This window comes from Vibrio sp. QJM3NY_39 (assembly GCF_057785895.1).
Genome location: NZ_CM173505.1, coordinates 1,374,319 through 1,396,122, shown reverse-complemented (window position 1 = coordinate 1,396,122; position 21,804 = coordinate 1,374,319). Strand labels below are relative to the sequence as shown.

Sequence of the window (21,804 nt, the reverse complement as noted above, 5' to 3'; positions counted from 1 at the left end):
GAGTTAAACCCATACATATCCTGTTCCAGTTTTTCACCAGATTATTTAGTCGTGAAGATCTCGATACGATTGAAATTAATGTGAGGCTGATGATATAAAATGCACTCTTAAATGCAGGAATTAACAAATTTAGATATGGTACAAATGGATAACTTTCCCACCGTAGGACTTAAGACCTCGTTACCCATAAGCATATTGGCACTTGCCTTATATTACCTATGGGGCGACATGAGTTTTAATGATCTTCGAGGCCTTTTTTTGGTGGTGGCGTTTGTGATGATGCTTACTTTAAAGAAGAGTGAAAATAGCCTCTTTTCAGTAACTCCACAGGTTTCCTCTTTTACTCATCATGTATTCCCAATTACTGTGCTAGCGATTGGCGTGGCTTGTTTCACGTTGTTCTATATGGAATTTATCCGGCAATATGTCACGGGACAAGAAGTCGACTATATCGTAGGATTTCTCGTTAGTGGTGAACTGGAAGTAAGCGAGAAACTAAATTATCTTTTCGAAACCGTTATATTAGCTCCGTTATCAGAGGAGTTTTTCTTCAGGTTTATCTTGCTAAGTAGCATATGCTTACTTTTGAGAAACAAGTTTGTAGGCGTAATTTTATCGTCACTCTTATTCGCCTACGGCCATGAAGACCCTGTCGTTGCTTTTTCTCTAGGTATCACTGCATCTATAGTTCTACTGAAATACATGAGTATATATAGCGCTATAATTCTTCATGCGATTTATAATTTGTGGATATATACAGTGGAAGTTTTTATCGTACCCGCCTTTTTCTTTAATGATTGGGACTTTGCACCAAGTGGGAACATCGGAACAATCGTTTCTATAATGGCATTAGCTGTATCTTTTTTGGCACTATTGATTATTAAACGCAAGGAAAAATCAATACAATAAGGTTTTAGCAACCGCTTCATCACTATAAGTGACTGAGGCAATAATCAATGAAATCACCACACTTATCGACACCTCGATAGTAAAGTTGCTGACACACTTTTGTCCGTGCGACCTGAAGTCGTATGAAGCGTTGTTCACCGCTTTATGAGTGAACCGTCTGTATCACCAGATGAACCTACGAGCCTGAATAAAGCAGCGGCTCGGACAATGTAACGAAACTTGGCCGTTTGGCCGAGTGGGAAAAGAATCGTGAGAGGACGTTCCTCCTGAAAACCACAATTCGGGTAAGTGCTAGGTAGTCAGTATGATGAACGTATGTGAATCCATTCAAGGTGCGTTATGTGATGAAGCAGCGGAAGTGGTTAATACGCTGTGGCCAAAAGGCAATGAGAGTTGGAAAGAGGTTGGACAGTACTTTTTCGTGGTCGCTGTACTCTCCGCACTATAGTGGGCATCTAAGCTGACATTTTACGTAACATACGGAACAGGGTAAGCCTGAATCACTCCCTTTGGGAAAGCCTTTGTGGCCGATAGTGATGCAGGTATAGGAGGTCGGAAAAAGCGAAAGCTGCATTGTAATGATGTAGATACAGACCTGTGTCTGATCACGAAAGTGAGCCCACTTCCGACTGGTCTCCCATTGCGAGATAATTTGAAGAACTTTATTCAAGGAGAAAAGCAAATGATGATCTCGAAAGAGATTAGTGCACCTTCTGACGGCGCTCAATGGCAGTCCATCGATTGGAAATCCGTTGAAGCACACGTATTGAAGCTTCAAATGCGTATCGCAAAAGCAACTAGAGAAAAGAAATACGGTAAGGTGAAGTCCTTACAGTGGCTCTTGACTCATTCTCGCTCAGCCAAGCTTCTTGCGGTTAAGCGAGTCTCTCAGAATAAAGGCAGTAAAACGCCTGGAATAGACGGTGTCACCTGGAACACAGATGCACGCCGTATGAAAGCAGTCAATCAACTGAGTCGCAAGGCTTACTCTGCAAAACCACTCAAACGTATCTACATTCCCAAAAAGAACGGCAAGCTCAGGCCATTGGGTATTCCATGCATGATTGATAGAGTGCAACAAGCCCTCCACCTTCTAGCATTAGATCCTGTGTCCGAAACATTTGCCGACCTCAATAGCTATGGTTTTAGGCCAAATCGCAGCACGGCTGACGCTGTCAGTCAGTGCTTCAAATGTTTGGCTCTAAAGCGATCAGCGAAATGGATTCTTGAGGGAGATATTAAAGCTTGCTTCGACAAAATCGGGCATGAATGGCTGATGGACAATATCACTGTAGATAAACGAATGTTAGAGCAATGGTTAAAATCTGGCTATGTAGATAAGGGGCTGTTCTACGATACCGAAGAAGGTACACCTCAAGGCGGAATAATATCTCCAACCTTGATGCTAATGACTCTCGCGGGAATAGAGCAACAAATAAAATCTACAGCCCTGAAAAAGGGTGCTAGGGCCAACTTTATCGGTTATGCGGATGATTTCGTGGTCACCTGCTCTTCAAAGGAAGTGCTAGTGAACGATATCAAACCGTTGATTGCTGACTTTCTGGCAAAAAGAGGGCTAACCCTCTCCGAAGAGAAAACAAAGGTCACTCATATTGATGATGGCTTTGACTTTCTGGGTTTCAATCACAGGAAGTACAAAGGGAAATTGCTCATTAAACCGAGCAAATCCAACACGTTGTTATTCTTGAGAAACCTACGTGAACTTATTAAAAAGCACGCAACCATCCCTGTTAACGATCTTATCAAGTTGATAAACCCGAAACTCAGAGGATGGGCGAATTACTATCGCCACTGTGTTGCTAAACAAGTATTCGGGTATGTCGGCCACAAACTATTCCAAGCGCTATGGCACTGGGCAGTTAGACGTCATCCAACCAAGTCCAAAGACTGGGTTGTTCATAAGTATTTTCTTAATCGTAAAGGCCAGTGGCAATTTCACGGTTGGCAGAAAATTATGACCATGGACTGTCACTTCAATCTGTTCCAAATAGCGAAAGTACCCATCGAGCGACACGTAAAAATCAGGAATGCAGCGACCCCTTTTGATCCTCAATACCAAGAATACTTGGCGAAGAGAAAACCCAAAAGGCTAGCCCGCAACTCTTGGAAAGAACCTGTCCCGACTGCGTTATAAGTTGCTGGGTATCAATGATGCCTTAGTGGAGGCTTGAGCCGTATGCAGTGAAAGTTGCACGTACGGTTCTTAGAGGGGCGGCACTTGGTAACAAGTGTCGTCTACTCGACAATTGTGAGTTTCAGAGCCCGTAATAAGTCCCCTTGTGCAAACTAAACCATAAAAGATTCTTCAAGGTCGATTTCAAAATCAACGGGCGGTAGGTTTACTAAGTGCTTGTTCGTTGCATTCAGTAGTCCGACTTTCGCGGGCTTCCCTACTTCGTTTGTGTAGATAGTCGCTAGATAAAGCTTGTCTGAACGGTGGAACGCATCGTGAAAGCTCACTTCTTTGTTTAGCAAGCTGGCAAGCAATGGTTTGGTTACCGGAATGTAAGCCCACTTAATGCATTGGCCGTTGTCGTAATCCCCACTCCAATACACCATAAACCTTTGGGTGTTTTCATTCTTAACCGAAAAGCACTTCGGCCCTAAGACGTCTTGATACACTTCCAGTAGTTCCAATTTACCTAGCTGAGTGCCTGTTGGGAGTAAGTTCATTGCTCGTTCCTCATTGTTTCTAACTTTGCCTATCAAACGTTGCGTGTAATCTTATAATTAAACACTGTTTTTATATACAGTTATTTGAGCGTATTTTGATATGCCTGTTCGAAATCGCAAAGGCGGCAGCAACAATCCTTGAAGCAGACGGTGGTTTAACCGATCTTTAAGCCACGAAAACGTTTGTCCCCATTAAGTTCTAACGTATAACGAATAATTACACTTCAGCCCTTGTTTAACCTTTTATTGCCTCCATATTTTCCATACAATCTTAAGCGATTATAAATAAAAACAATTTCAATTTCGGAGTCCTCATGAGCGACGTAAAGCACTGTAATTTATTGATTCTTGGTTCTGGCCCTGCTGGCTATACAGCTGCAGTTTACGCTGCTCGTGCAAACCTAAACCCAGTACTAGTTACCGGTATGCAGCAAGGTGGTCAGCTTACCACCACAACAGAAGTAGAAAACTGGCCGGGTGATCCTGAAGGTTTAACGGGCCCTGCTCTAATGGATCGCATGAAAGAGCACGCAGAGCGCTTTGAAACAGAGATCCTGTTCGACCACATTAACGAAGTAGACCTTTCAAACCGCCCTTTCCGTCTTAAAGGCGATTCTGGCGAGTACACATGTGATGCATTGATCATCTCAACGGGTGCATCGGCTAAGTACCTAGGTTTAGACTCTGAAGAAGCATTCAAAGGCCGTGGCGTTTCTGCTTGTGCAACGTGTGATGGTTTCTTCTACCGCAACCAGAAAGTGGCGGTTGTTGGTGGTGGTAACACCGCTGTTGAAGAAGCACTTTACCTATCTAACATCGCGTCTGAAGTTCACCTAGTTCACCGCCGTGACACGTTCCGCGCTGAAAAGATCCTAGTGAAACGTTTAATGGACAAAGTAGAGAACGGCAACATTATTCTTCACACTGATCGCACGCTAGACGAAGTTCTAGGCGACGATATGGGCGTAACTGGCGTTCGCATTAAAGATACTCAGTCTGATAAGACAGAAGACATCGAAGTAATGGGCGCATTCATTGCTATCGGTCACCAACCAAACACTGAAATCTTCAAAGGCCAAGTGGACATGAAAGATGACTACATCATTGTTCAGTCTGGTCTCGAAGGTAACGCGACACAAACCAGCATCCCAGGCGTGTTCGCTGCGGGTGATGTAATGGACCACAACTACCGCCAAGCAATCACTTCTGCTGGTACAGGTTGTATGGCTGCACTGGATGCTGAACGCTTCCTAGATGGCCTTAACGATAAGTAAATCTGAGATTGCAGATTTGATTATCGGTGCTCTCGCCTCAGTAGATGCAGGGCGTCATCACATTTTGTTGTAAATCCCTAGAGCCCAGTGGTATATCCACTGGGCTTTCTTTTGTATACTAGCCGCCCTCAACAAATAATAATTATCATTAAGCCTTCATAATGGATAAGAAAAAACAACGCAGCTTGAACAAGTGGCTTAAGCAACAGAGTAAGTTAGCGAAACGCTGGCTTATGATTGCGATTAGCCTTGGCGTACTTTCAAGCGTGTTCTTAATTGCTCAAGCAGCTCTTCTCGCCTCTATTCTTCACCAGCTGATCATCGAGAATGTCGATAAATCTGAACTGGTTGGTCATTTCGCAGGCTTGGCATTATCGGTCGTTGGCCGTGCTGGCTGTACATGGGGACGTGAAATCGCAGGTTATCGCTGTGGTGAACAGATCCGTGTCTATATAAGGCAACTCATCCTTGATAAGTTACGTGAGTTAGGCCCTGCTTACATTAAAGGTAAACCTGCCGGTACGTGGGCAACCCTGTTGCTAGAACAAGTAGAAGACATGCAAGACTTCTTCTCTCGTTACTTACCTCAGATGTCTTTATCGGTAATGATTCCATTCATTATTTTGGTTGTGGTGTTCCCAGTAAACTGGGCAGCAGGACTGATCTTCTTGATTACTGCTCCACTGGTACCGATGTTCATGGCACTTGTGGGTATGAAAGCCGCCGATGCAAACCGTAAAAACTTCAAAGCGCTGCAGCGTCTTTCTGGTCACTTTTACGACCGTTTGCAGTCAATGACAACCATTCGTCTATTTGACCGCACCAACGCTGAAACAGAAGTATTGAAAGGTGCATCTGAAGTGTTCAGAACGCGCACCATGGATGTATTGAAAATCGCTTTCTTGTCTTCTGCGGTACTTGAGTTCTTCACGTCAATCTCTATCGCGATGACGGCGGTTTACTTTGGTTTCACCTACATCGGTGAACTTAACTTCGGCCACTACGGTGCAGGCATTACGCTATTCGCTGGTTTGTTTATCCTTATCTTAGCGCCAGAGTTTTACCAACCTCTGCGTGATTTAGGTACTTTCTACCATGCGAAACAACAAGCGGTTGGCGCAGCCGAAAGTATTGTCGAGTTCCTAGAAACAGACATCACTAAGGTTAAATCAGGCAACACTCAACTCGATTCAGCTCAAGGCATCAATATTGAAGCTACCGACCTAAAAGTGTTAAGCCCTGAAGGTGTTCAATTAGTTGGTCCTATCTCGTTCGCACTGAACACTCGCCAATCGACTGCGTTAGTTGGCCCAAGTGGTGCGGGTAAAACAAGTTTGATCAATGCCATCCTTGGTTTCATGCCTTATGAAGGAAGCTTGAAAATCAATGGTATTGAATTGCGTGACCTCGACTTAGCCTCTTGGCGTAAAACCATTAGCTGGGTTGGTCAAAACCCATTGCTACTGCACGGTAGCATTCGTGACAACGTCACCCTAGGTAAGCACGATATCGCTGACCAAGTTGTCGAGAATGCACTTGAGCAGTCATTTGCTAGCGAGTTCGTTAACGAGCACGGCTTGGATTACATGATTTCTGATCGCTCTGGCGGCCTGTCTGTTGGTCAATCTCAACGTTTGGCTCTGGCTCGCGCAATGATTCAAGACGGTCAGTTCTGGTTATTAGATGAACCAACAGCCAGCCTAGATACTCGTAGCGAACAGTTAGTGATGAAAGGCATCAATAGCAACATTGAAAGCCGCACTGCCCTACTTGTGACGCACCAACTCGCTCCTCTTAAATCAGTCGATAATATTCTGGTTATGCGCGATGGTGGTCTGGTTGAACAAGGTCATTACTCTCAGCTTTCAACTGCGGGTGGTTTGTTTGAAGAGATGCTCAACGCGAACTTAGCTCAACAAGATAATAAGGGTAATTTAGATGCGTGATTTACTGCCTTACCTGAAACTCTATAAAAAGCATTGGTTTGGCCTATCGCTAGGCATGCTATTGGCTTTTGCTACTCTGTCGGCTTCTATTGGCTTGTTAACGCTATCAGGCTGGTTCATTTCAGCTTCTGCGGTTGCAGGCCTTACGATTGCACGTGAAACCTTCAACTACATGCTGCCGGGCGGCGGTGTGCGTGGTTTGGCAATGAGCCGTACTGCGGGTCGTTGGGGTGAACGTGTTGTCAGCCACAATGCAACATTCAAACTGTTAACTGATTTACGTATCTTCTTCTTCAAGAAGCTAGCTCCGCTGATCCCAGGTCGTATTTCAAACCTTCGTGATGCTGACCTTCTCAACCGTTTGGTTGCTGATGTAGACGCCATGGATCACGTGTACTTACGTTTAGTAAGCCCAGTGACGGTGGGTGTGTTCGGGATCTTCTTCCTGACTCTGTTCTTGATGTGGTTCGATAGCTCACTAGGTTTAATCTTAGGTTCTATCCTTCTGATCATGCTGTTGGTTTGGCCAATCTTGTTCTACAAATTGGGTAAACGTAACGGTGGTGAACTGACACAGAACAAAGCAGATCTTCGTGTAACGACGCTAGATTGGATTGAAGGCTACAGCGAACTGACCCTGTTTGGTGCAGAAGAACGTTACCGTAATGCGATTCTAGAAACACAACACAAGCTGATGGCGAATCAGTTTGTGAATGCCAACCTAACCGGTATGGCGTCAGCAGCACTGATGCTGTTCAACGGTTTGACGCTGGTTCTTATGCTTTGGCTTGCGGCTGACGGTGTGGGTGGTAATGCACCAGACCCGTTCATCGCGCTAATGGCATTCGCAACCATGGCAAGCTTTGAACTATTAATGCCAATCGCAGGCGCGTTCCAGCATTTAGGTCAAACTCTGTCTTCTGCACGTCGCTTGAACGAAGTGATTCTGTCGGAACCTGAAGTTCAGTTTGCTGAAGAGAAACTCGACATTAACAAGCCGCTGGATATTACGTTCTCAAACGTGACGTTCAACTACCCTGATTCTGAGCGTAGTGTTCTGAACGCTGTTGACCTAACGATCCCTGCCACGCACAAGGTTGCGATTGTTGGCCAAACAGGTTCTGGTAAATCGACTCTGATTCAACTGCTGACTCGCTACTGGGATCCTAAAAAGGGCTACATCTCTATCGCGGGCATTGAACTGACTCAGTGGAATGAGTCACAGCTTCGTGAATCAATCAGTGTGGTAAGCCAGCGTGTCGATATTCTAAATGGCACTTTGCGTGACAACTTGTTGATTGCAAGACCAGAAGCAACCGATGATCACTTAGCGAATATCCTAAGAGATGTTGGCCTTGAAAAGCTGCTTGAGAATAACGCACTTGATAGCTGGTTAGGTGACGGTGGTCGTCAACTGTCTGGTGGTGAGAAGCGCCGTATTGGTATCGCACGCGCGATTCTTCATGATGCGCCTATCTTGCTTCTAGATGAGCCAACAGAAGGCTTAGATAAGCAAACAGAACACAGCATCATGACGCTGTTCGAGAAGCACTTCGAAGGCAAGACGGTTATCTTCATTACGCACCGTTTGATTGGTCTAGAATCGATGGATTCTATCGTTCTGATTGAACAAGGCGAGATTGTAGAAAATGGTTCTCACGAGAAGCTATTAAAAGAAAAAGGACGTTATTTCCAACTTCGCCAGGCAATCTAGCTCCTCATAAGTTATAAAGAAAACCATTCAAAGCCCGAGTTTATACTCGGGCTTTTTTGTGTCTGTGATTCTAGTATCGAGCAGCTACCAACCGACAACCAATAGCTTCAATAAATAACAAGTTATTAATTTGTAAGCACCATCAATACAAAACTTACAAAGGCTTACCAAGAGCAAATGCCATTTCTTGTAACATGCTGGCTTTATAGCTTGCAGATAACTTGGTTCCCTATGGTATACAAACTCACTATTCCAACTCTTGTTCTGACTACGATGCTCACTGCATGCGGCGGCAGCGACAGCAATAACACTAGCGCGTCAAAGAATGTAATCGATGCATCAAGCGCAAAATCCGTTGTTAGCTTAGGAAGCAATTACACACTGCATTTCAGCGTGAAGTCGCTTGCTGCGGGTACAGACAAAAACGTGAACATTGATATTACTCAGTATGGTAATAATCTAAAATCTAGCGGCAGCTTCGCACAAGTTCACGGCGTTCCTGAGCGCAATTACAAAACTCAAAGCGATGCCGATATCACCTTCTCTGTAACGGCAACAGACTCAGCGGGTAAAACGTTCAACGTTGAAAACTTCGATATTTACTACGAAAACTTTAACTCAACGAGCACCCTTGAAAAGCTTGCTATTGCAGAAGTTGAAAACAACATAAATAACGTCATTCGATGGAAAAAATCGGACACCGTAACCATCAATAAGCAATTCATTCTTGATAATATTGGCGTCAAATTTAATATCGATCAAATGAGACCTATGAACCTCTATGTTCGTGTTGGCAACACCCTGAGCAATGGCATTCAATTTGTCCCATCCTTCGCTCAAAGTGCCTCAGAGACATTCTCACGAGTGCCTACAGCTGACTGTTCTGTTATCTCAAATACAACGGGTGAGCTGCTTACAAATGGCATCAAGCAACAAACTTGCGTTGAAGCTCACGGTTATAAGATCCCACTGTTGATTGAAGACAAATCTGCAAACAATTCCGAAGCAAAGGTCGCTCATGTTAAGAACATCATGGAGTACTACCTTGATAGCTTCCCCGCTGAAGTGACTAAGGCAATTTACGACAGTAAAGCGACCATGGCATTCTTTTACGATAAAGATTGGTCTGACAGAGATGGCGGTGACTTCTTAGATGAGAATTACCGTTTCCAAGATCTATTTGCCACAGAAACAACCGATACAACAACAGGCGAGAACAAGCCTGACTTAGGGACTCAAAGAGACGCTGCTTTTGAAGAAATCATTCACTTTGTGCACGATTACGGTGTAATGAACATAGCAGTAAAGTCATCTTCATCGACATGGGGTGTGATGCAGAAAGAGTTAGATGAACTGAATGAGAAAGCGATTCTTGCAAGTTCTTACTTTCCGAACGGAAAAGACTCGACGATTGTCGAAGCTGATTTAGACGCAGAGTCATACGATCAAGAGTACCTAGCCTATTCTCTGTATGCCTACTACGACCTTAATCATAAAGGTTACAGCGCTGATGAGTTAAGTTCTGCGACATTCACAGAGCTACAAGCGAACGACCCTGCGATGGTTAAATTTATGGCGCACTATTTCCCTACTCGTGCAGCACTTAAAGCTAAGTTCCCAAGTTACCCGAACAACTAATTTGGGTTCATAATTCTAACTAGCACGCACAAAAAAGCCGAATGTGATATTCACATTCGGCTTTTAAATAATGCTATTACAGATTAATCACTTAAAGCTTGAAGCGGCTGATTTCGCTTTCTAGCTCGTGAGACAGTTCAGACAGCTGAGCAGCTTGCTCTGCAGCTTGGTGTGCTTCGTCTGCTAGCTCGTTAGATACGTCACGGATTCCCTCAGTGTTACGAGTAATCTCAGACGTTACTGACGCTTGCTCTTCTGCAGCAGAAGCTATCTGTGTTGCCATGTCGCTAATGCGTTCAACAGCAGCGTGGATTTGCGTTAAGCTTGCAGCTGCTGAGTTCGCGTCATCAACACTGGTTTCAGCAAGACTACGGCTATCGTTCATGATGCTAACCGCTTTGCCTGTTGTACCTTGTAGCAACTCAATAGTTTGCTGAATCTCTTGCGTTGAACCGTGTGTACGTTGGCTCAGAACTCGAACTTCATCCGCTACTACTGCGAAACCACGACCTTGTTCACCGGCACGTGCTGCTTCAATAGCGGCGTTAAGTGCAAGTAAGTTCGTTTGTTCTGCAATACCTTGAATGTTAGACAAGATAGCGTTGATGCTGTTGCCGTGCTCTTCAAGTTCTAGGATCACGTTAGTTGCGATTTGAACTTCTTGAGCAAGGTTTTGGATAGAGCTTTGAGTCTGTGTCACTTGACCAGTACCGTGCTCACACGCGCCAACCGCTTCAGATGAGTTCTGTGCAGTGTGGTCAGCGTTACCCGCGATCTCTTGTGTTGCTGCAGCCATTTCGTTAACGGCTGTTGCTACCATGTTGATCTCGTCTTGTTGCATTTGGATACGAGCACTACGTTCTTCAGCTTGAGAAGCCGTCTGACGTGCTTGGTTACCTAGCGCAGCAGATACTTCGCTTAGCTTGATCACCATGGTGTGCATGTTGCCTACAAAACGGTTGAAGTTTTCAGCAAGCTTACCAATCTCGTCATCGCTCTTAGGCTCAAGACGTTGAGTAAGGTCGCCCTCACCTGAAGCAATTTCTTCAAGTGCCGCTGAAACACGGTTCAAATCACGGAATAGGAAGCTCACTAACCAAGACACTAATACGATTACGATTAACGTAATAATGACCGCCGTTGTGATCAACTGAGTAAGTAGTGTTGAGTGGTTCGCTTCTTCTGTTGCTTTGTCCATCTGAACCGCGAAGATCCAGTTAGTGTTAGGCACCTTCGTGAAGTAAAGCAGCTTCTCTGCGCCGCGCTCTTTGATGATCTCGATGCTACCCGTACGCACTGCGTTCTCGATAATTGGCATAGAGATGTCGTTTGAAAGCTGGCTTACCGGCTTCAGGCTCAGTGCAGAATCTGGGTGTGCTAGGAATGTGCCGTCAGAGGCATCAATTAGCATTGCGTAAGCGTTGTCACCAACATCAAGGCTGATTACATCGTTAACCAATTGGTCGATAAGTACGTCTGCACCCACTACACCAACAAGTTTGCCGTTATGACGCACAGGTTCTGCAATCGTTACTAGCAATGCTTTGGTGATCGCATCTTGGTAAGCCGTTGTGATGATTTGCTTACCCGCTGCGTTTGCTTCTTGGTACCAAGGACGTTGACGAGGATCGTAACCGGCGCGATTACGTTCAGGATGTGAACGGTACATTCCGCCTTCTGGAGTACCTAAAAAGATATCGTCAAAGCCACCCGCTACACGAGCTTGCTTAAGGAAAGGAACAACATCATCCTCTCGTGAAAAGTCATTAAATGCTGATGCGATATCGGTGCGGATATCAATCCAGTTTTTAATACCTTCAGATGCTGCTTCTGATACGCTTTCAGCTCGCAGGTATACGCCGTTACGAGTCTGTTCAAATAATTGGTTTGCTGATAACCAAGTTAACGCCGTTGCCATAACGACAACAGCAGATAGGCTAGCACCTATTAACTTCTGCTTAAGTGTTAGTTTCATGTCAAAGTTTCACGAGTAGTGGGAAATCTCGCGCATACTACCCAATATCAGTATTAAATTCGAGCGATTTTATAATTTAATAACGTAATATAATTTTAAGCAAACCATTGGCTTATCGAATGTCAATTACTTGGCTAATCGCCAAATTTAAGACGTTATTTTGAAGGTAATCCCATCGAAATATACTGTTCTCTAGACTGTAAAATAGATACAAAAAAGGCAGGAGAGTTTCCTCTTCTGCCTTTCTTTTTATTTTATATTCGACTTCAACCAAATGGAAAGTCGATTAACGATCAGTCTATCGCTTCTCGGTGCGCATACCCATTAGCAAGCTAACACACATCAGTAATAGGATGATGGTGAATGGCAATGCCGTCGATATTGCACCCGCTTGCAGAGCTTGTACTGCTTCAGTACCGCCAACCCACAATAGAGCGACAGCAATCGCACCTTCTAGGAACGCCCAGAACACACGTTGAGGTACAGGCGTATCAACTTTACCACCTGCGGTGATGCTGTCGATTACTAGAGAGCCTGAGTCAGACGATGTAATGAAGAATACTAGAACTAAGATAACCGCAATGATTGATAGCAGCGTACCGAACGGTAGAGCATCAAACATTTGGAACATCGCTAGTGATACATCAGTCAAACCATCTTGACCAAGGATACCAACGTTATTCACGATTTGGTCAATCGCCATGCCACCAAATACTGACATCCAAATGATAGTAACAGTCGTTGGAACAATCAGAACCGCTGTGATGAACTCACGAACCGTACGACCTTTAGAAACACGCGCGATAAACATACCTACGAATGGTGACCATGAAATCCACCAAGCCCAGTAGAATACAGTCCAGCCGTGCATCCACGCTTCATCTTCACGACCATGAGGGTTACTCAAAGGAATGATGTTTTCAACGTATGCCATAAAGGTTGTTGGGATAGAACCTAAACTCACCGCATAGCCGATTAGAGCCACTAAGATAAGCAGTAGGAAAGCAACCAACATGTTGATGTTACTGATAACTTTAACGCCGCCATCAATACCGCGAAGCACTGACACGACCGCTAATAACGTTACTACGGTAATAACAACAACTTGTAACCCCAAGCCAGCCTCGATTCCGAAGACATGTTGGATACCACTTGCTGCTTGTTGCGCACCTAAGCCCAGCGACGTCGCCAAACCAAACAGCGTTGCAAGAACCGCCAGAATATCAACAATGTGACCAGCCCAACCCCACGCTCTATCACCCAAGATTGGGTAGAAAATAGAACGAATAGAAAGAGGCAATCCCTTGTTGTAAGAGAAAAACGCAAGTGACAGTGCTACTACGCCATAAATCGCCCAAGGGTGTAGACCCCAGTGATACATGGTTGCACCTAGCGCCAACTTAGCAGCTTCTGGTGTGTTTGGTTCAACACCTAACGGGGTTTCAAACCAACCCGTGAAGTAAGCAGCGGGTTCCGCCACACTCCAGAACATTAGGCCTATACCCATACCTGCGGCAAACAACATCGATAGCCAAGACATGAATGAGTAATCTGCCGTCGCATCAACACCACCAAGGCGGATTTTACCATACGGAGAAACAATTAAGCCTAAGCAGAAAACAACGAAAACATTACCCGACCAGATGAAAAGCCAATCAAACGAATTGATGATCTGGCCTTTAACGCCATCTAGTGCTGCCTTTGCTGAAGCGGTATCTGTAATCAGAATGCCGATCAGGAACAAAGCAATAAGTCCTGCACTGATACCAAATACTGGGTTATGAACATCAAAACCCCATTTTTGGACGTTATCTTGACCGACAGTGTAATCCGTACTGTCGATACTGTATTTATCTATACCTTTAGTCATTATCCCTCTCTACGGAATATTGATAGGGTCTGTTGACCTTACTATCCCTTACTTACTTGTGACTGAATCACAAACTCGAACACACGATCCAAGTAATACAAGCTGTTGTCACAATAATTCAAATACTTGGATGTCTGAAGTTTAGCAGGTTAACTTATTGTTTTCAGTAAACCAGAATCGGTTCGATGGGTTTTCATCCAATATTCACGTAATTACTCAAATTACTGACGAAAAAAAGGCCGAAGAAGTCGGCCGTTATTTGAATAATACTTTTAACTCAAAGCATTTTGCTGCTTAACCAATTGATTTTCGGTACGCAAACCTAGCAATAAGCTTAGGCACATAAGCAATAATATGAACGCAAATGGTAGCGCCATTGATACCGTTCCAGCTTGCAGTGCTTGAATGGATTCCGTACCGCCAACCCACAATAGAACCGCTGCAATCGCACCGCCCATCAACGCCCAAAATACACGTTGAGGAACAGGGGCGTCAACTTTACCGCCAGAAGTAATGCTGTCGATAACTAATGAGCCTGAATCTGACGAGGTGATGAAGAACACCATAATCAAACCAATCGATACTACAGAAAGCACAGAACTCATTGGCAGCGCATCATAAGTGTGGAATAGAGAAAGCGTAATATCTTGCAAACCATTCACGCCTATCTCACCCACCTTGTTCGCCACTTGATCAATCGCGATACCACCGAAAATAGCCATCCAGATGATGATTACTGTCGTTGGGATGAACAATACAGCGACGATGAATTCACGAATAGTACGACCTTTAGAGATACGCGCGATGAACATGCCTACGAATGGTGACCAAGACATCCACCAAGCCCAGTAGAATACCGTCCAACCCTGCATCCAAGTTTCATCATCACGACCATGAGGATTACTTAGAGGAATAAAGTTTTCAATGTAGCCCATTAGCGCGGTTGGGATTGCTTTAATACCCGCCATACCACCAGCGATCGTTACGAAGATAAGCAAGCCCAAAGCAACCAACATGTTGATGTTACTTAAAACCTTCACGCCACCGTTAATACCGCGAACCACTGACATTGTTGCTAAGAAAGTGACCACTGCAATAACAATCAGCTGCATGCCAATACCACCATCGGTACCAAACACATGGTTAATACCACTGGTTGCTTGCTGTGCGCCTAGGCCAAGCGATGTTGCAAGGCCAAATAGCGTAGCCAGTACCGCGACGATATCAACGATATGTCCAAACCAACCCCAAGTTCTGTCACCGAGTAGCGGGTAAAAGATTGATCGAATAGAAAGCGGTAAGCCTTTATTGAAAGTGAAAAAAGCGAGGGCTAGAGCAACAACGGCGTAAATAGACCAACCGTGTAAACCCCAGTTATAAATAGTTGCGCCAAGCGCCAACTTAGCTGCTTCAGGAGAATAAGCTTCAACACCAAGTGGCGTTTCATACCAACCCGTGAAGTAAGCTACTGGCTCTGCAACACCCCAGAACATCAAACCAATACCCATTCCCGCGGCGAATAACATCGACATCCAAGATAGGTTGGAGTGCTCTGCTTTGGCATCATTGCCACCTATACGTATCTTGCCATACGGGGAGACAATGAGGGCAAAACAGAAAATAACAAAGATGTTAGCTGCCCACATGAAGAAACCATCGAAGTTACCGATGACTTTCCATTTGATTCCATCCAGTGCCGCTTTTGCGGTTTCTGGATCTGCGACTAGAAGTGCAACCAAGAAGACAATGATCGCTCCTGCACTGATTCCAAATACTGGGTTATGAACATCAAAACCCCATTTCTGAACGTTATCTTGTCCTACTGTATAATCGGTATTTTCAATACTATACCTATCTTTTACAGGCTCCATGTTTCCTCTCTAATTTGTAGCGCACAGTTTGCAACATTGCATTCGGCGCTTAAATTTCGAAAAGAAGGATATCAACCTGTCGCAAAAATACTAAAAAAACCGCCAAAAATCAGGCATAAATTACAACTTTAGTAATTAAATTACACATTTAATGTAATTTAGCGTAAGATCACTCTACAAGCCCAGAATTAACAGCATATTTAGCTAGCTCTGCCGTAGAGTGAATATCCAGCTTATGCTTAATGTTTTGTCTATGAGTTTCGACGGTTCGGTAACTGATATTCAGCGCCTTTGCGACCTCTTTGCTGCTCTCCCCTTTCGCCACCAATTTCAACACAGCTTCTTCACGCCTGCTCAATGGATTCTTTACAGATTGTGTGGGAGTAATCGGCTGAGTAAACAAATTCTGTGTTACTTTTTCACAGAAATAGGTCGAGCCTTGATTGACCGTTTTGATCGCCTGCACCATTTTTTCCGCGGAAATCTCTTTCAACATATAGCCGACTGCGCCCGATTGCATCACCTTCATGATGTATTCACGGTTGTTATGCATAGTCAGCATCAACACCTTCGCTTCTGGGTCTTCTTCTTTAATCAGATGGGTCGCATCAATGCCATTCATGATAGGCATGCTGATATCCATCAACACCACATCGGGACGTAAAGACTTAACAACCTCTACCGCTTCTAAACCATTACTGGCGGTACCTATCACACAAATATCTGGCTCGAGTTCCAATCTCGCCATAAAGCCATCCAATACCACTTGGTGATCGTCAGCGATCACAACTCGAATAACTTCACTCATTCATTAATCCCTCTAGTGTCAGTAACACTGTAATTTCCGTTCCGAGGCCAATCTCACTCATCAATTCAAAATCACCACCGATGAATTCCACTCGCTCTCTCATGTTACGCAGACCGATCCCTCGTTTTTCCATCGCTTTATAGGTATTGAAACCAACACCGTTATCTTGGATTAGAAGCTGTAACACGTTGCCAATTTGCTGTGCGATAACCGTTACTTTGGTCGCTTGTGCGTGTTTCTCTATGTTATTTAGAGACTCTTGCACCACTCGATATAAGGTCGTCGCGGCCTCTGATTTCAATTTTCCGGGCTGAGTACTAAACAAGGTTTCAACCTCAATGCCCGAGTGCGCCTGAAAATCTAATAACAACGAAGACAGAGCCGCTTCTAAGCCGATATCATCCAAAGAACTTGGGCGAAGTTGATGCGAGATGTGCCTCACCTCTTCGATCGCTCGCATCAATGAATGCTGCGACTTATTCAAATGTGCTTTGAGGTCTTCATTTTGTAACTTATTACCAAGTAGTTCTAAGTGGCAACGACTTGATACTAATAATTGATTAATACCGTCATGTAACTCACGCGCTAAATGCTTCTTCTCGTCCTCTTGAAACATCACCGTCTTATGCGCCAGTTCCTTCAGGTTATTATCTGCAATCCGATGTTCATGCATGTTAATGGCCAACGTCAGCACGATAATAACCGCCACCGTCACGCTAAGAATCACCACAATGGAGAAGAACGTGGTTTCAATATTCTTGTTGATCGCAGCCTGCATCGAAGCCACTTCTTGATGCACGTCTTCAATATATAAACCCGTGCCAATCATCCAATCCCAACGCTCTAACCAAGCGGCGTAACTCAGCTTAGAGACCACTTCTCCGGTTGAGGGCTTTTGCCACAGGTATTGGTGAAATCCTCCTCCGGTTTGCGCCTCTCTTAGCAGAGCTTCGATTAGAAAGTCGCCATCTTCATCTTGAAGTTGAAGTAGATTTTGTCCAATCAATTCTGGCTGGATCGGATGAACTAAATTGGTTCCGTAACGGTCGTATGCGAAAAAATAACCATCAGAGCCATATCTAAGTTTAGACAATATGGTTCGAACTTCTTTTTTGGCTTGGGCTTCTTGGATATTTGGATCGTTATAGATGTGTTCAATGGCGTCGAATGCGAGGTCGACAGTGTCTTTGAGGGCGTTTTCACGCGACTTGATTAGGCTGTCCCTGAAGATCTCAACCTCTTTCGCACCCAACGTTTTGGTTTGGTGTAACGAGATCCAACTTATGCTCGCCGTGACCAGCAGCAACGGGAGTAACGTCAGCAAAATCAGCTTAGCTTTTAGAGGCATTCCTTTCCCTCACAAAAAACGGCTTACTGAACATCAATAAGCCGTTTTACTTTAGCAATTTATAGATAGCCGTTGAAACATATCATTCACATTCTTGGCTTCACTCACATTCCATAGAAAGAAGGGAAAGCGAGAAGTGATCCAAGTACGAGGATTTGAATCAGAATGAACGGCATCACGCCTCGGTAGATGTCTTTTGTGGTGACGCCTTTCGGTGCAACCCCTTTCAAATAGAACAAACTAAAACCAAATGGCGGCGTTAAGAAGGAGGTTTGTAGGTTCATCGCGATAAGGATAGCGAACCAAGTCATGTTGATACCCATCAGTTCAGCAACAGGCGCAATGATCGGTACGATGATGAAACAGATTTCTACGAAGTCGATGAAGAAACCCAGAATCAAAATAACCAACATGGTAATGATCAAGAAGCCCCATTTTTCACCCGGCAACTGCAGCATCCACTCTTCAACCAGATAATCACCGCCAGTATAAGTAAACGCCATCGAGAATGCCGTCGCACCAAGCAAGATAGCAAAGACCATTGCCGTGACTTTCACCGTCTCTTTGGACGCTTCATACACCATCGACCAACTGAATTGACCGTACAACAAAGCAAGTACCATAGCACCCGCACCACCTAATGCAGCTGACTCTGTCGGCGTGGCAACACCCGCGAAGATAGAGCCCAATACTACAATGATCAGCGCGAGTGGCGGTACGATAGCTTTCAGTGCATTGATGACTTCTTGTTTACGACTAATTGAGTCATCACGTTCAATTGGTTGAGCCGCTTCTGGGTTAAGTTTTGCGTATATCAAGATATAAACGATATACGCGCCCACCAACATTACACCCGGCCAAATTGCCGCTTGGAACAAGTCGCCGACTGGCACACCCAATACATCACCCAATAAAATCAAGACGATGGATGGCGGAATGATTTGCCCTAAGGTACCAGACGCACAGATGGTGCCACAGGCTAAGCCTTTATCGTAGTTGTACTTGAGCATAACAGGCAGAGAGATAAGCCCCATTGCCACCACAGAAGCACCAACTACACCGGTTGATGCGGCAAGTAGCGAGCCCACCAGCACAGTCGAGATAGCAATACCACCACGAACTCCACCAAACAGTCGCCCCATTGACTCAAGTAATTGCTCAGCAAGCTTGGTCTTTTGTAAAACAAGCCCCATGAAAACGAACAATGGAACGGCCATCAGCACCGTATTTTCCATGATCGATTGAATTCGATATGGCATGAAGGCGAACATTTCGATGCCTTCAGCCCAAACGCCAAAGATTAACGCGATACCACCAAAGGTGAACGCGACAGGGAAGCCAAGCAAAAGAGCAAACAAGGCTACGAAAAACATTACTATTCCAATCATGTTCAGCCTCTACTTATTCTTTGTATGAGTATTGTTTACATGCGTGTTAGTTGCATGGATAAGGTGCGGATTAAAAATCTTGTTCAGCGAATGCAGAATCAAACCAACACCACTGACTGCCATCAAGAAAAACGACAGTGGGATCATCGCTTTAATGATCCAACGATACGGCAAACCACCGGGATCGCCCGACGTTTCACCCAGGTTATAACTCTCTTTGGCCACATCGATACCAAACCAAGCCACCAGCAAACAGAAAGGAAGCAGGAAGACAACGGTACCTATTAGGTCAATAATCGCTTGTGCCTTGAAGCTGAGTTGTTCGTAAAAAACATCCACTCGCACGTGGCCACCCGCTTTGATGGCATAAGGAACACCTAATAGGAAAACAGCTGAGAATAGATGCCATTCCATTTCTTGGAAGGCGATAGACACATCGTTAAAGGCGTATCGCATCACAACGTCATACACAACGTTCGCAACAAGAAGGATAAACAACATACTGGAAAGCCATCCCAGTGCATCACCGATACGATTAAATAGGCGTTCAATATAAATTAGACTTCGCATTCCCGACTCCATGGAATTTGAAAAGACATCGCGTATTAGAAGTTAGGGCAACTAAAACAAGCAGCGCTAACAAGATGCACGACGTAGAAAGGGTTCTTGGGATCTTGTTACAGGATTTATCCTGATTAATTATTATGTTTAAAATGAACCCGCCGCTTAGTCACTCTTAGTTACCTAACAAGAACAGCTTTGGGTTCATTTAGCTTCAGTTCAACAACTGTCGATTATTTCGCTTGGCTATTTAAATAAGCTCTGTGTGAAATATCCGTCCATGAGCGCACTTGCTCTAGGTAGCTTGCTTGTGAAGCTTGGATCTCTTTCGCCAGCTCATCTTTCTCAGCATGTGCAGCAAGTAGGCGATCATTCGCTTCTTTCAGTGCCGACATTACTTCTGGCGGGAAATCTTTAACTTGTACGTCTGGGTATTCTGTTTTCATTGAAACCCAGTTCTTGCCACTTTCGTGCGTTGCTTGTGTGTACATGTCGTAAGCCGCTGTACGCATTGCAACACGCAAGATTTCTTGTAGGTCTTCAGGAAGCTTGTTCCATGTACGCTTATTCACTAGGAATTGAAGCTCTGAACCCGGCTCATGCCAACCTGTGTAGTAGTACGGCGCGATTTTGTGGAAACCCATACGCAAATCAAGTGATGGACCCACCCACTCTAGCGCATCGATTGTGCGACGCTCTAAAGACGTGTAAAGCTCACCAGGGGCAATGTTAGTCGGCTTAGCACCTAGCTCCGCAAGGATCTCACCAGCAAAGCCTGGGATTCGCATTTTCAGACCTTGTAGATCTTCAACGCTGTTGATCTCTTTTTGAAACCAACCGCCCATCTGGATATCCGTGTTACCACCTGGGAACGACATTAGGTTGTGTGGAGAGTAAACCTGCTCCATCAACTCCATACCGCCACCGTGATAGAACCACGCGTATTGTTCTGCTGGCGTCATACCGAAAGGCATAGAAGTGAAGTAAAGAGTGTTTGGAACTTTACCTTTCCAGTAGTAAGAGCCTGAGTGACCCATGTCGTATTGACCAGACTTAACCATGTCAAAAACGCCAAGCGGTGCTTTGTGTTTGTTTGCTGAATCGATTCTGATTTGCAGTCGACCATTCGACATTTTCTCAGCCATCGCAGCCATGTTTTTGGTTGCATCACCGAAAACAGGGAAGTTTGGTCCCCATGTTTCAGCGAGCTTCAAGCGATAAACCTTATCAGCAGCTGTGGCGCCAGTTGCGACCAAAGCTAAACAAGCCGCTGCAGTAACCGCAACGTTTTTAAAAACTCGTGTGAGGGAGTTAGAAATGAGACTCATGTTCACGTCCTTTTGTTGGATTAACACTCTTTCTGTGAGTATTTTTTATGGTTCAACATAAGAGTGCACCTTGATGAGGCAACTAGATATCAGGGAGAGCACGCACGACAGACCCACACAAACTGCGTATTAGACCAAAGGATTACGTAGAACTACGTAGGAGATAATTGAGTTATGTCGGTTTTAAAGGACTTACTCTATTCATCAGGAAAATGCTTATTGATAAGTACCTAAGTATTAATAATTAAATATCGTTAACAATTGATTGCCATTTCGTGATGAGGCTCTATTCACACCACATATCAAATACGCATCTGAATGCATTCAATCCATGAGAATCAAGGATTTCAGAGAATCCGACGCCCTACTTTGGTGCTTACTGATTCGAAACATCGGACACGCGAAAGACAGAGGAATAACGGAAGGGGTCAGCCGATTGGAAATGAGGCTTCTGGGGCTAGGTTCGAATGCTAGGTTTGA

The 21,804-nt window shown here is 44.6% G+C and carries 16 protein-coding genes; 7 read left to right on the top strand and 9 right to left on the bottom strand.

Going from position 1 to position 21,804, the window contains the following annotated elements; genetic code table 11:
- Positions 1-111 precede the first annotated feature (111 nt).
- The 3 genes from AC3CHU_RS06315 to ltrA all read left to right on the top strand — a co-directional run bounded on the left by AC3CHU_RS06315 (position 112) and on the right by ltrA (position 3,064).
- Complete coding sequence (locus AC3CHU_RS06315; protein WP_488525253.1) at positions 112-909, top strand: CPBP family intramembrane glutamic endopeptidase; 798 nt, start codon at positions 112-114, stop codon at positions 907-909.
- Between the two features lie 304 nt (positions 910-1,213).
- Positions 1,214-1,357, top strand: coding sequence for a hypothetical protein (locus AC3CHU_RS06310; protein ID WP_170962378.1), 144 nt, complete (start codon positions 1,214-1,216; stop codon positions 1,355-1,357).
- Positions 1,358-1,591: 234 nt separating this feature from the next.
- Positions 1,592-3,064 carry a group II intron reverse transcriptase/maturase gene (gene ltrA / locus AC3CHU_RS06305; RefSeq protein ID WP_488525098.1) on the top strand — a complete coding sequence of 491 codons (1,473 nt, stop codon included), beginning with the start codon at positions 1,592-1,594 and terminating at the stop codon, positions 3,062-3,064.
- Between the two features lie 152 nt (positions 3,065-3,216).
- Here the strand turns inward: ltrA and AC3CHU_RS06300 are convergent, their stop codons facing one another.
- Positions 3,217-3,603, bottom strand: a complete 387-nt coding sequence (locus AC3CHU_RS06300) for a DUF6575 domain-containing protein (protein ID WP_488525252.1) — start codon at positions 3,601-3,603, stop codon at positions 3,217-3,219.
- Between the two features lie 314 nt (positions 3,604-3,917).
- Between AC3CHU_RS06300 and trxB the strand changes: the two genes are divergently transcribed.
- From trxB to AC3CHU_RS06280, 4 genes are all read left to right on the top strand, one after another.
- Positions 3,918-4,877 carry a thioredoxin-disulfide reductase gene (trxB, locus tag AC3CHU_RS06295; protein ID WP_102553382.1) on the top strand — a complete coding sequence of 320 codons (960 nt, stop codon included), beginning with the start codon at positions 3,918-3,920 and terminating at the stop codon, positions 4,875-4,877.
- Between the two features lie 161 nt (positions 4,878-5,038).
- On the top strand, positions 5,039-6,823 hold the full coding sequence (cydD, locus tag AC3CHU_RS06290) for a heme ABC transporter permease/ATP-binding protein CydD (RefSeq protein WP_004733399.1): 1,785 nt from the start codon (positions 5,039-5,041) through the stop codon (positions 6,821-6,823).
- Positions 6,816-8,537 carry a heme ABC transporter ATP-binding protein/permease CydC gene (gene cydC, locus AC3CHU_RS06285; RefSeq protein ID WP_488525251.1) on the top strand — a complete coding sequence of 574 codons (1,722 nt, stop codon included), beginning with the start codon at positions 6,816-6,818 and terminating at the stop codon, positions 8,535-8,537. The genes cydD and cydC overlap by 8 nt, the downstream gene beginning before the upstream one ends.
- 231 nt (positions 8,538-8,768) lie before the next feature.
- A complete protein-coding gene (locus AC3CHU_RS06280; protein WP_488525250.1) occupies positions 8,769-10,175 on the top strand; it encodes a hypothetical protein in 1,407 nt (468 codons plus the stop codon).
- Between the two features lie 91 nt (positions 10,176-10,266).
- On the opposite strand, the gene AC3CHU_RS06275 is transcribed toward AC3CHU_RS06280, so the two are convergent.
- The 8 genes from AC3CHU_RS06275 to AC3CHU_RS06240 form a co-directional block, all read right to left on the bottom strand.
- Entirely contained in the window at positions 10,267-12,150 is a 1,884-nt protein-coding gene (locus AC3CHU_RS06275; RefSeq protein WP_004733396.1) for a methyl-accepting chemotaxis protein, read from the bottom strand.
- A gap of 298 nt (positions 12,151-12,448) precedes the next feature.
- Positions 12,449-14,020, bottom strand: coding sequence for a BCCT family transporter (locus AC3CHU_RS06270; RefSeq protein WP_017093820.1), 1,572 nt, complete (start codon positions 14,018-14,020; stop codon positions 12,449-12,451).
- A gap of 272 nt (positions 14,021-14,292) precedes the next feature.
- Complete coding sequence (locus AC3CHU_RS06265; RefSeq protein WP_108156071.1) at positions 14,293-15,891, bottom strand: BCCT family transporter; 1,599 nt, start codon at positions 15,889-15,891, stop codon at positions 14,293-14,295.
- 169 nt (positions 15,892-16,060) lie between these two features.
- Positions 16,061-16,699 (bottom strand): response regulator transcription factor, encoded by a 639-nt coding sequence (locus AC3CHU_RS06260; protein WP_171316073.1) that lies wholly within the window; start codon positions 16,697-16,699, stop codon positions 16,061-16,063.
- Entirely contained in the window at positions 16,692-18,047 is a 1,356-nt protein-coding gene (locus AC3CHU_RS06255) for a cache domain-containing protein (protein ID WP_488525249.1), read from the bottom strand. The genes AC3CHU_RS06260 and AC3CHU_RS06255 overlap by 8 nt, the downstream gene beginning before the upstream one ends.
- Positions 18,048-18,151: 104 nt before the next feature.
- On the bottom strand, positions 18,152-19,435 hold the full coding sequence (locus tag AC3CHU_RS06250; RefSeq protein ID WP_054547368.1) for a TRAP transporter large permease: 1,284 nt from the start codon (positions 19,433-19,435) through the stop codon (positions 18,152-18,154).
- A gap of 9 nt (positions 19,436-19,444) precedes the next feature.
- Complete coding sequence (locus tag AC3CHU_RS06245; RefSeq protein ID WP_102442549.1) at positions 19,445-20,017, bottom strand: TRAP transporter small permease subunit; 573 nt, start codon at positions 20,015-20,017, stop codon at positions 19,445-19,447.
- A gap of 212 nt (positions 20,018-20,229) precedes the next feature.
- Positions 20,230-21,324, bottom strand: coding sequence for a TRAP transporter substrate-binding protein (locus AC3CHU_RS06240; RefSeq protein WP_017060957.1), 1,095 nt, complete (start codon positions 21,322-21,324; stop codon positions 20,230-20,232).
- Between the last annotated feature and the right edge of the window lie 480 nt (positions 21,325-21,804).

Excerpts from the sequence above, each read along its gene's own strand:
- AC3CHU_RS06275 (WP_004733396.1), bottom strand. The coding sequence starts at position 12,150 with ATGAAACTAACACTTAAGCAGAAGTTAATAGGTGCTAGCCTATCTGCT.
- AC3CHU_RS06265 (WP_108156071.1), bottom strand. The coding sequence starts at position 15,891 with ATGGAGCCTGTAAAAGATAGGTATAGTATTGAAAATACCGATTATACA.
- cydD (WP_004733399.1), top strand. The coding sequence starts at position 5,039 with ATGGATAAGAAAAAACAACGCAGCTTGAACAAGTGGCTTAAGCAACAG.
- AC3CHU_RS06255 (WP_488525249.1), bottom strand. The coding sequence starts at position 18,047 with ATGCCTCTAAAAGCTAAGCTGATTTTGCTGACGTTACTCCCGTTGCTG.
- AC3CHU_RS06250 (WP_054547368.1), bottom strand. The coding sequence starts at position 19,435 with ATGATTGGAATAGTAATGTTTTTCGTAGCCTTGTTTGCTCTTTTGCTT.
- AC3CHU_RS06270 (WP_017093820.1), bottom strand. The coding sequence starts at position 14,020 with ATGACTAAAGGTATAGATAAATACAGTATCGACAGTACGGATTACACT.
- ltrA (WP_488525098.1), top strand. The coding sequence starts at position 1,592 with ATGATGATCTCGAAAGAGATTAGTGCACCTTCTGACGGCGCTCAATGG.
- AC3CHU_RS06315 (WP_488525253.1), top strand. The coding sequence starts at position 112 with ATGCAGGAATTAACAAATTTAGATATGGTACAAATGGATAACTTTCCC.
- trxB (WP_102553382.1), top strand. The coding sequence starts at position 3,918 with ATGAGCGACGTAAAGCACTGTAATTTATTGATTCTTGGTTCTGGCCCT.
- AC3CHU_RS06300 (WP_488525252.1), bottom strand. The coding sequence starts at position 3,603 with ATGAACTTACTCCCAACAGGCACTCAGCTAGGTAAATTGGAACTACTG.
- AC3CHU_RS06280 (WP_488525250.1), top strand. The coding sequence starts at position 8,769 with ATGGTATACAAACTCACTATTCCAACTCTTGTTCTGACTACGATGCTC.
- AC3CHU_RS06260 (WP_171316073.1), bottom strand. The coding sequence starts at position 16,699 with ATGAGTGAAGTTATTCGAGTTGTGATCGCTGACGATCACCAAGTGGTA.
- AC3CHU_RS06240 (WP_017060957.1), bottom strand. The coding sequence starts at position 21,324 with ATGAGTCTCATTTCTAACTCCCTCACACGAGTTTTTAAAAACGTTGCG.
- AC3CHU_RS06245 (WP_102442549.1), bottom strand. The coding sequence starts at position 20,017 with ATGGAGTCGGGAATGCGAAGTCTAATTTATATTGAACGCCTATTTAAT.
- AC3CHU_RS06310 (WP_170962378.1), top strand. The coding sequence starts at position 1,214 with ATGATGAACGTATGTGAATCCATTCAAGGTGCGTTATGTGATGAAGCA.
- cydC (WP_488525251.1), top strand. The coding sequence starts at position 6,816 with ATGCGTGATTTACTGCCTTACCTGAAACTCTATAAAAAGCATTGGTTT.